The sequence below is a fragment of the Microbacterium sp. NPDC077644 genome (assembly GCF_040702785.1).
Classification (GTDB): domain Bacteria; phylum Actinomycetota; class Actinomycetes; order Actinomycetales; family Microbacteriaceae; genus Microbacterium.
Map to the genome: position 1 here is coordinate 511,307 of NZ_JBFBME010000002.1, position 13,943 is coordinate 525,249.

A 13,943-nucleotide genomic window follows, 5' to 3' on the forward strand; every position below is an offset into this window, starting at 1 on the left:
CCATCCTGTCAGGTGCTGACGCCGACCCTTCGACGGGCTCAGGGCTCGACTCGCGCTCAGCCCACGACCGGCACGTTCGCCGGCAGCAGGAACCCGGCGAAGAACTCCCGCAGCTCGTCCCGCGCCGACAGCGGCAGCACGTGCGCCACATACTGGTCCGGGCGCACGACCACGACCGCCCCCTCGGAAGCGATCCCGCGCAGCGCGAAGATGTCGTCGGCGGGATCCGTCGCCCACACCTTCTCCCAGTCCTGCAGTCCCAGCGGGCCGGTCTTCGGCAGGAGCAGCTCAGGGAGCGAGGTCACGTCGATGTCGTGGTGCGAGCCGCGGAACACCGCGTGCACGTCGATGACGCTGTCGGCGTCGGCATCCGCCGGGGTGAACGCGCGCACCGGCGAATCCGGGCCGTCGGACAGCCATGTCACGAACTCGCGCAATGCGTCACCGGAGGCGTCGCCGAACGCGTACAGGCGCCAGCGCCCGTCCGCGCGGTGCGAGTGGCCGAGCTCCATCCGGCGGGCGTCGGCGACGCGGCGCACGGGCGCGGAGTGGAACCGCGTCCCCACCTCGAAGCCGGCGGCCAGCCCCTGGTGCGCGGCATCGCCGGTGAGCGCCGAGGGGTGGTACTGCGTGGCGAGCCCCGCCGTGTATCGGCCCTGGCGTGCGAACTCGTCCTGCATCTGCGCGGGTGTCACACCGCCGCGCTCCGGATGCTCGGGGTCGAGCGCGGGCTGGGCGATGAACGCCGACCAGTGCTTGTCGAACGCGATGAGGTCGGCCGCGATGGTCTGACGCTCCTCGGAGTAGCTGCGCAGCAGCGCGGCATCCGATCGTCCCTGCAGGACCGCGGCGAGCTTCCAGCCGAGGTTGAATGCGTCCTGCATCGACACGTTCATGCCCTGGCCGGCCTTGGCACTGTGCGTGTGGCATGCGTCACCGGCGAGGAAGAGGTGAGGGACCGCATCCGCGGGCGACTCGGCCGTCAGGTCGTCGAACCGGTCGGCGACGCGCTGCCCGACCTCGTACACGCTCGACCACGCGACCTGCTGCACATCGATCGTGTACGGGTGCAGGATGCCGTTCGCGACAGCCGTGAGCTGTTCGACGGTGGTGCTGCGCACGTCGGATCCGGCCTCGACCGCGCCGAGATCGACGTAGCAGCGCACCATCGTCCCGCCCTCGCGCGGGATCATGAGGAGGCTGCCCTTGCCGTCGGACTGCACGACGTTCTTCGTGCGCCAGTCGGGGAAGTCCGTGTTCGCCAGCACGTCCATGACGCCCCAGGCGTGGTTGGCGGCATCGCCCTGCAGGTGGATGCCGAGCGCGCGGCGCACGCTGCTGCGAGCGCCGTCGCACCCCACGACGTACTTGGCGCGGACGGTGAGCTCGCTCCCGTCCGTGCGACGGAGCGTCGCGACGACGGGATGCTCGGATGCGGCATCCATCTCGAATCCTGTGAACTCGATCCCGTAGTCGGCCTCGAGGCGGCTCGCGGATTTCGCGGCGTGCTCGAGCAGGAACTGCTGCATGCGCGCCTGGTTGACGATCACGTGCGGGAACTCGCTGAGCCCCGCAGGGGTGTCCTCGACCCAGCCCGTGCGGACGATCGTTGAGCGGTCCGCATCCGATGGACCCCAGAAGCGCACCTCGTTGACCCAGTAGGCCTCGCGCACCAGGGCGTCGGCGAGGCCGAACGCCTGGAACATCTCGACCGTGCGGCATGCGACGCCGTCGGCCTGGCCGACCTGGAGCGGCTCTGCGCGGCGCTCGATGATCCGGGTGGTGATGTCGGGGAACGCGGCCAGTTGAGCTGCGAGCACGGTGCCGGCGGGGCCGGTGCCGACGATGAGGACGTCGAGCGTCTCGGGGAGGTCGGCGCTGCGCGCGGCCACCTGCGGCGCTGGCAGCTGGATGTCGGGGTCACCGGGCCGGTAGCCGTCGCGGTGGAACTGCATGGGATCTCCTTCGATCACGACCGGTCGTTCACTCGACCTGATTCGTTGGGGTGCCAACGATAATACCGGGATGCCGATGCGCGCGCCACCCCCGTGCGAAGCTGTCCCCATGGCGAACTCCCGCTCCGGCGACTCGATGACCGCGCGCATCGTGCGCGTGCTCGACACGTTCACGAGCGAGCGGACCATGCAGACCGCCAGCGAGATCGCGCGGCGCACCGGTCTTCCGTCCTCCAGCGCGCACCGCATCATCGCCGAGCTCATCGGGCAGGGACTGCTCGAACGCGACGACGAGAACCGCATCCGCCTCGGCATGCGTCTGTGGGAGCTCGCACTGCGCGGCTCGAGCGCGCTGCGTCTGCGCCAGGCGGCCCTCCCGCACATGGAGCGCGTGCAGACGATCATCCGCGAGCACACCCAGCTCGCCGTCCTCGAGCACGAGGAGGCGCTGTTCCTCGAACGTCTCTCCCACCCGGATGCCGGCGCCAACATCACCCGGATCGCCGGGCGCCTGCCGCTGAACGCATCCTCCTCCGGGCTCGTCCTGCTCGCCTTCGCCGATCCTGAGCTCCGCGAGCGCGTTCTCGCCGGACCCCTGCGGGCCGTATCGCGCGAGACGGTCACGGATGCCGCGACGCTGACGTCGCTGCTCACATCGATACGGCGACGGGGGTACGTCTCGGCGCCGGGATCGATCGAGGCCGTGTCCACCGGCGTCGCCGTTCCGGTGCGCGACCGCGGCGAGGTGGTGGCGGCGCTGTCTGTCGTCCTCCCCCGGGATGCCGCGACGCAGCCGGCGGTGGACGCACTGCTCGCGGCTGCGAAGAGCATCGAAGGCGATCTGCGCTCTTCCCGTTGAACGGGAATCCGTCGGTGACCAGGTCGCGCACGGTGCACACTGATCGACGAGCGGATGCCTGAGCATCCGCCGTCGAAGGAGACACCATGAGCACCACCGTCAGCACCCGCGTCGCGATCGTCGGCGCCGGCCCCGCGGGCCTCATCCTCTCGCACCTGCTCGCTGACGCCGGGATCGAGTCGATCGTCATCGACCAGCGCTCGCGCGACGAGATCGAGTCCACGATCCGCGCCGGCATCCTCGAGCAGGGCACCGTCGATCTGCTCACCGCCATCGACCCGAACACCCGCGTGCACACGGTCGGCGACCGTCACGAGGGGATCGAACTGCGCTTCGAGGGCGAGGGCCACCGCATCGACTTCTCGGCGCTCGTCGACCGCAGCGTGTGGCTGTACCCGCAGCACGAGGTGCTGAAGGACATGCTCGCCCTGCGTCTGGGCGCGGGGCAGGACCTGCGCTTCGGCGTGACGGCATCCCGCGTCGAGGATGCCGGCACGAACCGCCCGCGCGTGATCGCGACCGACGCGGACGGCGGGCAGCTCACCATCGAGGCCGACTTCGTCGTCGGTGCGGACGGGTCGCGATCGGTCGTGCGGCCGGCGATCACCGGCGACTCGCGCAGCGGGTACTTCCGCGAGTACCCGTTCGCCTGGTTCGGCATCCTGTGCGAAGCCCCGGCCAGCGCCGACGAGCTCATCTACAGCAACTCCGACAACGGATTCGCGCTCATCAGCCAGCGCAGCCCCGAGGTGCAGCGCATGTACTTCCAATGCGATCCCGAGGCCGATCCGAACACCATGAGCGAGGCGCAGATCTGGGAGACGCTGCAGTCGCGCGTCCCCGGCACCACGCTGAAGGAGGGCCGGATCTTCCAGCGCGACGTGCTGCGGTTCCGCAGCTTCGTCGCGAGCGAGCTGCGGCACGGGCGCGCCGCACTCGTCGGCGACGCGGCGCACACCGTGCCGCCGACCGGCGCGAAGGGCATGAACCTCGCGGTCGCCGACGTCGTCCTGCTCGCCCGCGCCCTCGAAGCACTGCTGGGCGACAGCGACGAGCGACTGATCGACGGCTATGCCGAGCAGGCGCTGAAGCGCATCTGGAAGGCGCAGCACTTCTCGTGGTGGATGACGAGCATGCTGCACCAGCTGCCCGAGCACAATGAGTTCGACAGCCGCCGGCAGCTCGGCGAGCTCCGCTCCGTCGTCGACTCCGAGGCAGGCCGCACCTACCTCGCCGAGGCCTACACCGGCTGGCCGCTCGGCTGAGCCGCGGCTCCCGCGGGGGCGCGCATTCCGAGCACGACGCCGTCCAGCCACGCGCCGACCGAGGCGCGCGCCTGCGGGGTATCCGGGTAGCGGCAGCGCAGGTGCATGCCGGAGCCGTTGACGATGAACCAGATCATCACGCCGTCGGTGCGGGTCACCGCGGAGACGTACTGGATGGACAGGTCGTCCTGCACGGCCGGCAGCCGGCGGGTGTCCAGCCACGAGATCGCGAACATCCCCGGGGCCTCCGGCATCCCGCCGTACGGGGCGAGGATCGGCGCGAGCGGGTGCGAACCGAGCGCCAGCGCATCACGGACGGCCGAAGCGCACGAGACCGGGTCGTCATCTCTGCACTCGATCACGGAATTGGTGATGAACCACCCGGAGCTGTCGTGCCAGCGCGGCTCGTTCCTGCTGTGCACGGGGAACACGGCACGCAGCGGAGCGTCGGCCATCGATCGCGTGAGCGCGGCGAGCACGGACAGCGCCAGAGCGGTCGGGCGCACGCCGTGCTCGGCCGCCCGCGCCTCGAAGTCGGCGAACTCGGCGGCATCCATGACGTCGCGCACGACGACCACCTCGTCCTTCAGCTCATCGAGGTCGCCGAGATCGAGCGGGAAGCGCGGCATCGTCCCCGCTCCGTCATCGAGGATGCGGTGCCACCGCGCCGTGATCTCGGCGGGCGCCGGCGGCGCCTGCTCGAGCAGCGCGGAATGCTCGGCGAACGACGCAGCAGGCTCCGCATCGAGCATCCCCGCGCTTGCACGGAGGAGGTCGCGCGCGAGGATCAGCAGCGACCACATGTCCACGTGCGCATGATCCGATCCGATCACCGCGACCGGTCGCGGATCCTCCTCGCCGTCATCCGGCACGAGAAGGGCGAGCAGGTGCGACGGACGCGAGAACGGCGTGCAGTCGGCATCCAGGATCCGGCGCAGCACATCGCGCGATCGGGTCCCCTCCGGGACGGGATGCCGTCGCCACACTGCTCCGGTCACCGGTGTGCGCTCGAGCACCAGCCGGTCGGATCCGGTGCGATCGAACACCGTGTTCAGCGCGCCGTGGCGGCGCACGACCTGCATCCACGCCGCGGCGAGCGCATCGCGATCAGCGCCCCGGACGCGGAAAGCGATCGCCATCCACGACCCCGGCCGCTCCCCCGCCTCGACGTGCCGCCGCTGATCGAACGACACCGGCAGGTCTTCGCCCCGCCCCTCATCCATGCGCAGGCGCAGACTGTGCAGCGCTCCCCGCGGGAGCTCCATCTGAGCGACGTTCGTGAGACGCATCGCCGTAGTCTAGGGACACTCGATTCCAGTCATGTGAACAGGAGCCGCGATGCCATCGCTGATTCTCGACGGCGCCACCATCGACTTCGAGATGACGGACGGCACCGGCCCCCTGGTCATCCAGCTGCACGGGCTGACCTCGAGCCGGGAGCGGGACGCACAACTGGGCCTCGATCTGGCGAGGGCACTGCCCGCGCACCGCGTCGTTCGCTACGACGCGCGCGGTCATGGCCGCTCCACGGGTTCGACCGAGCCCGCCGACTACGGCTGGGACCGGCTCGCCGACGACCTGCTGCGACTGCTCGACGAGGTCGCGCCCGGAGAGCGGGTTCACGCCGTCGGCCCGTCGATGGGCACCGGAACTCTGCTGCATGCGGCAGCGCGCGAGCCGCATCGTTTCCAGAGCCTCTGCTTCGCCGTGCCGCCGACCGCGTGGAAGACCAGAGCGGCGCAGGCCGACGTCTATCGGGCGGGCGCCCTGCTCGTCGAGCGCGACGGCGTCGACGCCCTGACGCAGGCGGGCAGCACCGCACCCGTGCCGCCGGCCATCGCAGGGTCTCCCGCGACCTCTCCCCAGGTCGTACCGGAGCTGCTGCCGACCGTGCTGCGCGGAGCTGCGACCACGGATCTGCCCGCGAGAGCCGTGATCGCCGGCATCACCGTGCCGACGCTCATCCTCGCGTGGACGGGCGACCGCGCGCACCCGCTGAAGACGGCCCGCCGGCTCCACTCTCTGATCGGCGGCAGCCACCTGGCGGTCGCCCGCACCCCGCACGACGTCCTGGCGTGGCCCGGCCTGTTCGCCGAGCACGTCATGTCGGCGACGGCTCCGGCTCAGCGCTCGGTCGCGTACTGAGCCGCGGCGGGTTCCCGAGCCGCGCCCGCGCTCTCGACACGAGTGCGCGCCCGGAAGCGCCACGCCGCGAGCAGCACCACCAGCACCGCGAGCACGATGGCCGTGGATGCCACGACGGGAGCAGCCGGGTCTTCTGCCCAGCGCCCCACCGCGATCCACACGAGGCCCCACGCCGTCGCGACCGCAGGCGCCCAGCGCCCGCCGCGCCACGCCGTGAACAGGGCGACGAGACCTGCGGCGATGAGCGTCAGCGTGCCGGGCACTCCGGGCGCCTCCGACCACGCCGAGATGCCGATGTCGGCCAGCCACGCCGCCAGATTCGCCGCCGCGGCCACCGTCACCCAGCCCAGATACAGCCCGATGACGCCGTCGATCAGCACGAGCTCGGCCACCGTGCGGCGCTGCGGGCTGCGGCACGCGCGCACGAAGGTCACGAGCAGCACGCACAGCAGCAGGACGATGATCACGAACGACTCGGCGATCCGCCAGGCCAGGACGCAGACGATCCACACGGCGTTCAGCAGGGCGGATGCCGCGACGCCGTACCCGACCGCCCGGTGACGCGGCTTCGCCGCCTGAGCGGGCACGGCCTGCCAGATCGCGTACGCCAGCAGCCCCAGATAGATGACCGACCAGATCGAGAACGCGAAGCCGGCCGGGGAGAGCACGGTGGCGTCGGCCGCGAACGCTCCGCCCGCGGCATCCGCGATGCTCGTCCCTCCGAGCAGCCCGGAGCCGATCACGGCCGCGACGAGGGAACCGGCCACCGTCAGGAGGACGACGGCGCGGCGGACACGATCAGACTTCTCCGTCTGGGTCATGCCCCCAGGGTAGGCGTGACCGCAGCGAGCGCTCAGCCGGCGGGCGGCGTGGCGCAGACGGCGAGATTGGAGATCGTGTCGTGGTACTGCTCCGCGGTGAACGGCAGACCGAATTCCGGGGCGGTCTGGCCCTCGGCCGCCAGCGCCTTGGATGCGATCGCCGCGAGCTCCCAGGCGAGATACGCGGCGGGGCTGCCGCCGATGGACGACGAGTTCAGGACGACCGACACCGTGAATCCGGTCTCGGGGTCTGAGTACGACGCGCTCGCGTATCCCGGCGTCCAGCCGTGCTGCCCGATGAGCGGGCCGACGAGGAACGCGCCGCCCGTCGCCTGATACCAGGACGGGGCGTCCGACGCCGTCGGGAGCGGGTTCGCGAACTGGTTCGGCTCCTTGCCCTCGCGCAGAGCCTGGGCGGCCGCGGCCTGGCTGAAGCGGCCCAGGTCCTCGATGGTGGAGACCGCGCCGGAATCGGTGAATCCGGTGCTCGACGAGAGCTTCGTGATGTCGACCGGCGCGGTGCAGTCGTAACCGCCCTCGATCGCGGGGAGATAGTGGCCGGTGAGCGGTGCGCCGCCCGGTGCAGCGGCGGCACTCGACGGCAGGGACGTGTGCTCGAGCTGCAACGGACCGGTGACATACTTCGCGATGAGCTCGGACGCCGTCATCCCGGACGCGCGCTCGAGAGCCAGGCCGAGCAGCAGGTAGGCGGCATCGGAATCGCTGTAGGCGGCGCCGGGCTCCTTGAGCCCCTTGCCGAGGCCGTAGGACGCGAGCTCGAGCGGTGCCCAGACGCGTTCGGGAGTGTTCTGCCACATGCCCCGGACCGCAGCCTCGGACGACCCGATGCCGCTTGTGCCGTTGCAGAGGTCGAGCAGGGTCACGTCGGCGAGCTGGGCGACACCCGAGACGTACTCGGGCACCGACCCGTCCAGTTCGACGACGCCCTCGTCGGCGAGCGCATACAGCACCTCGCAGGTCATCAGGCGCGTGCTGTCGGCGATGCGGAAGGACATGTCCTTCGTCACCGGGGTCTCGTCCTCGAACGACTGCGTCCCCATGCCCGTCACCCACGTGCCGCTCCACGGCACCCAGACGCCGACGATCGCGCCGGTCGCGCCGGTCTTCTGCATCGCGTTCTCGACGGCGGCCTGCAGCTGAGCGGCCGTGTCGTCGGGGAGCTTCTGATCGACCTGCGCGGGAGGCGTGTACGAGAAGGTCTCCTCCGAGGAGCATCCGGTCAGGACGAGCGCGAGTGCGGCGGCGCCGGCGACGACGGCGCGCATCCGGCGCGACGAGAGAAGGTGCATGTACGGACTCCCCGATGTTCTATCCCCCGAGTCTAAGGTGCGGTGCTGAGAAGTCCCGCCCGCGCCGGCGACCTCGCGGCAGACGTACAGTGATGACCATGCCTCACATCTTCGACGCCGACGTGACAGGCGCCATCCTCGGTCACATGAACGGCGATCACTCCGACGACAACCTCCTCATCGCCCGCGCCTTCGCCTCGGCATCCGATGTGCCGATCACGGCTTCTGTGATGACCGATCTCGACGGCGACGGCGGCGTCTGGCGGATCACGCGCGCCGGCATCCCCGAGGAGCTGCGCGTGCCGTGGCCGGGCGGATCGATCGACGAGCGTCCGGCGGTGCGCCGTGAAGTCGTCGCACTCTACGACGCCGCCTGCGAGAAGCTCGGCCTCGAGCCGCGACCGCACGCCTGAGAACTCGGCACTTCCGCCGCAGGTAAGGCAACCCTTACACTGAACGCATGGCCGATATCCTCTCCTTCTCCGCCGCGCTGCGCGAACGCTCTTCCAGCTCGCACTCCCGCAGCGAGCACGCCGGGTTCATGGCGGATCTTCTCAAGGGCGAGGGCTCGCGCGAGGACTACATCTCTCTCGTCGCCCAGCATTACTTCATCTACGAGGCGCTCGAGTCCGCCGGCGAGCGGATGCGCCGCGACCCGGTCGCATCGGTCTTCCTCAGCGAAAAGCTCACCCGCCTTCCCGCGCTCGAGGCCGATCTCGAGTTCCTCGTCGGCCCCGACTGGCGCGAGCGGATCGCGCCGCTGCCGACGACCGAGCGGTACGTCGCGCGCATCAAGGAGGTCGGGGCGACCTGGGCCGGCGGATTCGTCGCCCACCACTACACCCGCTACCTCGGCGACCTCTCGGGCGGCATCTTCATCGGCCGGGTCATGCAGCGCCGCTTCGGGTTCGAGACCAACGGCGTGGGCTTCTACCTGTTCGACGACATCGCCGACCCGAACGCGTTCAAGGACGTCTACCGCGAGCAGCTGGATGCCGCGCCGTGGGACGACGCCGAGCGCGAGCGCGTCATCGACGAGGTGCTGCTGGCGTACCGGTTCAACACCGAGCTGTTCGAAGACCTCGACCGGGCACGCCTCGCGGCGTGACCCTCACCGTTCAAGAGCCCGCGATCTCGGGAGTGGATCCCTGCCGCGCCTCCCACGCCTCGCGCATGAAGCGGCGCACGTCCTGATCGACGCGGATGTCGCTGGGCCGCAGAGGCCGTGACAGGTACAGGCCGTCCAGCGACGTCAGGCGCGAGAGCGCCACGTATGTCTGCCCCGGCGCGAACGCGCCGCCGCCGAGGTCGATGACCGCCCTGTCGTAGGTCTTGCCCTGCGACTTGTGGATCGTCACCGCCCACGCCAGACGCAGCGGGAACTGCATGAACTCGGCGATCACATCACGGCTGAGCGTCTTCGAGTTCGCGTCGTACGAGTAGCGGAACCTCTCCCAGACCGCCGGCTCCACATCCACATCCTCGCCGTCGATCTCGACCCGCACCGAGCCGCCGAGGATGCGCTTGACCGTGCCGATCGTGCCGTTCACCCACCGCGGAGGCTCACCCGTCATCGACACGTCGTTGCGCAGGAACATCACCTGCGCGCCGACCTTGAGCTTCAGCTCGGCATCTGCGGGGTAGTTGCCGTCCCCCCTGCCGAAGTCGCCGTTGATCTCGGCGCGGGCCGTCTGCTCCTTGCCGGGGAGGGCCGCCAGGTGCCTGCGGTTGATGTTGTTCACGATGTCGTTGCGGGTCGCGAGCGTGATCATGGGGATCTCTCCGGGCTCGGGATCGGGCGGCGTGCGAGTGCCCTGCCGGTTGAGCACCTCGGCGATGTCAGCGGTCACCCGGCCGTAACGGACGGCGTTGAGCATCGCCTTGAACCCGTCGTCGGACTGCCGGTGGATCTGCACGAGCTCGCGCACGTGCAGCGGCGCCCCGTGCCTGCCGAGATCGATGAGGCCGTCGGCCTCCCCCATCGTCGCGCCCGCCCAGACCTTCGCATCGAAGAACCAGAACGAGCGGTAGTGGTCCTGCACGTAGCGCAGCTCGTCTCCGCGGGGCGGCACGGGGGCGAGCTGATACGGGTCGCCGAACATGACGACCTGCACACCGCCGAACGGCTCGGCGCGGCGCCCTCGCGCCTGCCGCAGAGCGCGGTCCATGCCGTCCATGAGGTCGGCGTTGACCATCGACACCTCGTCGATCACGAGCGTGTCGATCGCGTTCAGGATGCGACGCGTGGCGTCGTTCTGCTCGATCTCGCTCTCGGCGATGAGCCCGATCGGCAGCCGGAACAGCGAATGGATCGTCTGCCCCTCGACGTTGAGCGCCGCCACGCCCGTCGGAGCGCAGATGGCGATCTGCTTCTGCGTGTTCCATGCGAAGTACTGCAGCAGGGTCGACTTGCCGGTCCCGGCACGGCCGGTGATGAACACGTGCTCCCTGGTGTCCTCGATGAGCCGGAAGAGCTCCTGCTGCTCGTCGGAGAGGGCTGGGAGGGACACGCCTCTCATGGTACGTCGCGCACGTCACGCGCTCGGCACTGTCACAGCCCGCACTCCTAGACTGGCGCCATGAACCAGCCTTCGACGACGCGCGTGCGCCGCCGCCTCTGGTTCGACCTGACCGCCCTCGCGGTCATCGGCGTACTGCTGCTCGCCGCCCTCGGCGCCGGCATCGCCGTGCTGTACAAGGAGTTCTACGGCCCGTCCGCCTTCGTCACGCGCTACATCGATCTGCTCGCGACCGGCCACGCCGCCGACGCCCTGCGCGTACCGGGCGTCTCGATCGACCGCGAGACCCTCGACGATGCGGGCATCGACAAGACGGCATCCGAGGCGATGCTCCGCCAGGCGGCACTGGCGCCGCTGACCGATGTCGAGGTCATCTCGGAGAAGACCTCGCAGCGCGGTGTCACCTCCGTGACGGTCGAGTACGTCGCCGGCACCCACCACGGCACCTCCACCTTCCAGGTCGAGCAGGACGGCTGGGCCGGCATCACTCCGAACTGGCGGTTCACGCAGTCCCCGCTCGCCGCCGTCGCGCTCACCGTGCTCGGCGCCGACCATTTCGCCGTGAACGGGTTCGAGGTCGATCGGAACCAGGTCTCCGCCGCCGGTGCCGATGCCGCGGGCGACGATCCGCTGCCGCTCCTCGTCTTCACACCCGGGCTGTATTCGGTGACCGTCGACACGGCGATCTCGACGGCGCCCGGGGTGAGCTTCCTCGCCGATTCGCCGCTCACCCAGACGCCGGTCGAGCTGCAGACCGAACCGACCGACAAGTTCGTCGCGGTCGTGCAGGAGCAGGTCGAGGAGTTCCTCGGCGAGTGCACGACGCAGCAGGTGCTGCAGCCGACGGCCTGCCCGTTCGGACTCGAGGTGCAGAACCGCATCGTCGCCCCGCCGGTATGGTCGATCGCGGCGCAGCCGTCCGTCACGGTCGAGCCCTCGGGCGCGCACTGGATGATTCCGCCCACGGATGCCGTGGCGCACATCGAGGTCGACATCCAGTCGCTGTACGACGGCTCGGTCGAGCATGTCTCGGAGGACGTGCCGTTCCGGATCGACGGGTCGATCACGATCCTGCCGGACGGATCAGCATCCATCCGCGTCGGCAACCCCGACGGCGGCTGATCAGCGGGCGGCTTCGCGGGCGTCCTTCTCGGCGAGGGCCGCGAGCTTCGCGTTGTACTCCTCGAGTTCGGCATCCCCGGTGCGGTCGGCGTGCCGGTCACGTCGGCGCTGCACCTTGGTGTCGTCGCGGCTCCACTGGATCGCCACCGTGATCGCGAGGATAAGCGTCGGGATCTCGCCCACCGACCAGGCGATGCCGCCGCCGACGTACTGATCGAACATCGGCGTCGGGCCCCACGTGCGCCCCATCGACCCGAACCACTCGGCGACCATGAGCCCCTCCTGCATCATGATCGCCATGCCGAAGAACGCGTGCATGGCCATGACGGCGATGAGGGTGATGAGCCTGCCCGGGTACGGCAGACGGTACGGCACCGGGTCGATGCCGACGAGGCTCATCACGAACAGGTAGCCCGAGATGAGGAAGTGGATGATCATCCACTCGTGGCCGAGGTGCTCGTACATCGACCAGCGGACGAGATCGGTGAAGTAGAAGCCCCACAGCGAGCCGATGAAGATGCCGGCCGCGACGAACGGGTGGGTCACGACGCGTGAGAACGGCGAGTGGACGGCCCACAGGATCCATTCCCGGCCGCCACGGGTGCCATCGTCCCGCTTGTGGATGCTGCGCAGGGCGAGCGTGATCGGCGCCCCGGAGACCAGCAGCAGCGGGATCGCCATCGACAGGATCATGTGACCCAGCATGTGCACGCTGAACAGGTACTCCTGGTACAGGTTGATCGGACCGCAGGTGACCCAGACGAGCAGGAGGAGACCCAGCATCCAGAACACGGTGCGGTGGATGGGCCAGCGGTCTCCCCGGCGGTGCAGCCGCCGGACACCCGCGAGGTAGAAGAACGCGCCGAGGATCGCTGCGAGCAGCCAGAGGATGTCGATGTCCCAGCCGGTGAACCACCGCTCGAGCGTGAACTCGGGCGGCAGCGGCGAGCGAGTGAGTATCTCGGCTGGGGTCTGCCGGACGGCGGCCGTGTCACCCACCGGTGGAGGCGTGCGGGCGAGGGCGGCGGCGGCACCGGATGCGAGGCCCATGAGGGCGACTTCGCCGAGCACGAGCATCCAGAACCGGCTCGACGCGCGCTGTGTCTCGAGCTTCGGGATCAGCCGCGTGCGGTACCAGGCGCCGAGCAGCCCCATGGCGCTCAGCAGCACCGCCTTGGCGACGATGATGAGTCCGTACGGCGACCACAGCGCATCCCAGCTGCCGAGCCCCACGGTGGAGCGCACGACTCCCGAGACGGCGACCACGAAGAACGCGGCGATCGCGAGGCTCGAGTAGCGGCTGACGAGGTGCTTCGCGTCGACGCCCTTGGACAGGCGCAGGATGACGAGGAGCATGAGACCGCCCAGCCACACGGCCGCGCCGACCGTGTGCAGCAGGATGGAGTTGACCGCCACGACGTGACCCGACAGCTCGCCGGAGTGGCCCTGCGTCGCCATCGGCAGGAGGGCTGCGAGCGCGATGATCGCGGTGAACAGCGTCGGCGTCCAGCTGCGCCACGCGAACGCCAGGATCGTGACGGCGGCGCCCATGACGGTCGTGATGAGCCACGCCTGGCCGAGCGGCAGGGCGAGGAGGAAGCGGCCCAGCTGCTCGCCGAACTGCTGCTCGAGACTGACCTGCGGGTTGAACGCGGCGAGGAAGGTGAGGAATCCGGTCGCGGCCGATGACACGGTGAACACGGCCGCGCCGATGGATGCCGCATCCATCGCGGTGTCGAACGACTTCTCGCCGGCGCGCAGGGCGAACAGGGCGAGCACCATGGGGCCGATCATGAGGGCCGCGCTGATGTTGTTCACGGTGCGGGCGATCGGCAGACCCCACCGGATGGCGTCGCCGGGATCGCCGACGAGCAGAGGCGCCGCACCGCCGCCGAGGACGAGGGCGACCACGAGGGCGATCGCAGCTGTCACGGCGAGGATCAGGAT

12 protein-coding genes are annotated in these 13,943 nt (G+C 70.0%); 6 read left to right on the top strand and 6 right to left on the bottom strand.

The window, feature by feature from the left end; translation table 11 throughout:
• Positions 1-56: 56 nt before the first annotated feature.
• Entirely contained in the window at positions 57-1,955 is a 1,899-nt protein-coding gene (locus tag AB0269_RS09380) for an FAD-dependent monooxygenase (RefSeq protein ID WP_366210942.1), read from the bottom strand.
• A 109-nt stretch (positions 1,956-2,064) separates the two neighbouring features.
• On the opposite strand from AB0269_RS09380, the gene AB0269_RS09385 reads away from it, so the two are divergent.
• Both AB0269_RS09385 and AB0269_RS09390 read left to right on the top strand, forming a co-directional pair.
• Complete coding sequence (locus AB0269_RS09385; RefSeq protein WP_366210943.1) at positions 2,065-2,814, top strand: IclR family transcriptional regulator; 750 nt, start codon at positions 2,065-2,067, stop codon at positions 2,812-2,814.
• 86 nt (positions 2,815-2,900) lie between these two features.
• Entirely contained in the window at positions 2,901-4,079 is a 1,179-nt protein-coding gene (locus AB0269_RS09390) for a 4-hydroxybenzoate 3-monooxygenase (protein ID WP_366210944.1), read from the top strand.
• Here the strand turns inward: AB0269_RS09390 and AB0269_RS09395 are convergent.
• Positions 4,055-5,368, bottom strand: coding sequence for a peptide synthetase (locus AB0269_RS09395; protein ID WP_366210945.1), 1,314 nt, complete (start codon positions 5,366-5,368; stop codon positions 4,055-4,057). The genes AB0269_RS09390 and AB0269_RS09395 overlap by 25 nt on opposite strands.
• Positions 5,369-5,417: 49 nt before the next feature.
• Here AB0269_RS09395 and AB0269_RS09400 point away from each other — a divergent pair, with 49 nt between their 5' ends.
• Entirely contained in the window at positions 5,418-6,224 is an 807-nt protein-coding gene (locus AB0269_RS09400; RefSeq protein WP_366210946.1) for an alpha/beta hydrolase, read from the top strand.
• Here AB0269_RS09400 and AB0269_RS09405 read toward each other — a convergent pair.
• Positions 6,203-7,045, bottom strand: a complete 843-nt coding sequence (locus AB0269_RS09405; RefSeq protein WP_366210947.1) for a tryptophan-rich sensory protein — start codon at positions 7,043-7,045, stop codon at positions 6,203-6,205. The two genes, AB0269_RS09400 and AB0269_RS09405, sit on opposite strands and share 22 nt — an antisense overlap.
• A gap of 32 nt (positions 7,046-7,077) precedes the next feature.
• Positions 7,078-8,355: a serine hydrolase domain-containing protein gene (locus tag AB0269_RS09410; protein ID WP_366210948.1), complete on the bottom strand. Its 1,278-nt coding sequence runs from the start codon at positions 8,353-8,355 to the stop codon at positions 7,078-7,080.
• Between the two features lie 98 nt (positions 8,356-8,453).
• Here AB0269_RS09410 and AB0269_RS09415 point away from each other — a divergent pair, with 98 nt between their 5' ends.
• Both AB0269_RS09415 and AB0269_RS09420 read left to right on the top strand, forming a co-directional pair.
• Positions 8,454-8,768, top strand: a complete 315-nt coding sequence (locus AB0269_RS09415) for a DUF2470 domain-containing protein (RefSeq protein ID WP_366210949.1) — start codon at positions 8,454-8,456, stop codon at positions 8,766-8,768.
• Positions 8,769-8,815: 47 nt separating this feature from the next.
• Entirely contained in the window at positions 8,816-9,463 is a 648-nt protein-coding gene (locus tag AB0269_RS09420) for a biliverdin-producing heme oxygenase (RefSeq protein ID WP_366210950.1), read from the top strand.
• 10 nt (positions 9,464-9,473) lie between these two features.
• Here the strand turns inward: AB0269_RS09420 and AB0269_RS09425 are convergent, their stop codons facing one another.
• Positions 9,474-10,865, bottom strand: a complete 1,392-nt coding sequence (locus AB0269_RS09425) for an AAA family ATPase (protein WP_366210951.1) — start codon at positions 10,863-10,865, stop codon at positions 9,474-9,476.
• A 69-nt stretch (positions 10,866-10,934) separates the two neighbouring features.
• Between AB0269_RS09425 and AB0269_RS09430 the strand changes: the two genes are divergently transcribed.
• Positions 10,935-11,996 (top strand): hypothetical protein, encoded by a 1,062-nt coding sequence (locus AB0269_RS09430; RefSeq protein WP_366210952.1) that lies wholly within the window; start codon positions 10,935-10,937, stop codon positions 11,994-11,996.
• Here the strand turns inward: AB0269_RS09430 and AB0269_RS09435 are convergent, their stop codons facing one another.
• The gene (locus AB0269_RS09435; RefSeq protein WP_366211456.1) at positions 11,997-13,940 is read right to left on the bottom strand and encodes a cytochrome c oxidase assembly protein; all 1,944 of its coding nucleotides are present in this window, start codon (positions 13,938-13,940) and stop codon (positions 11,997-11,999) included.
• Positions 13,941-13,943: the final 3 nt, after the last annotated feature.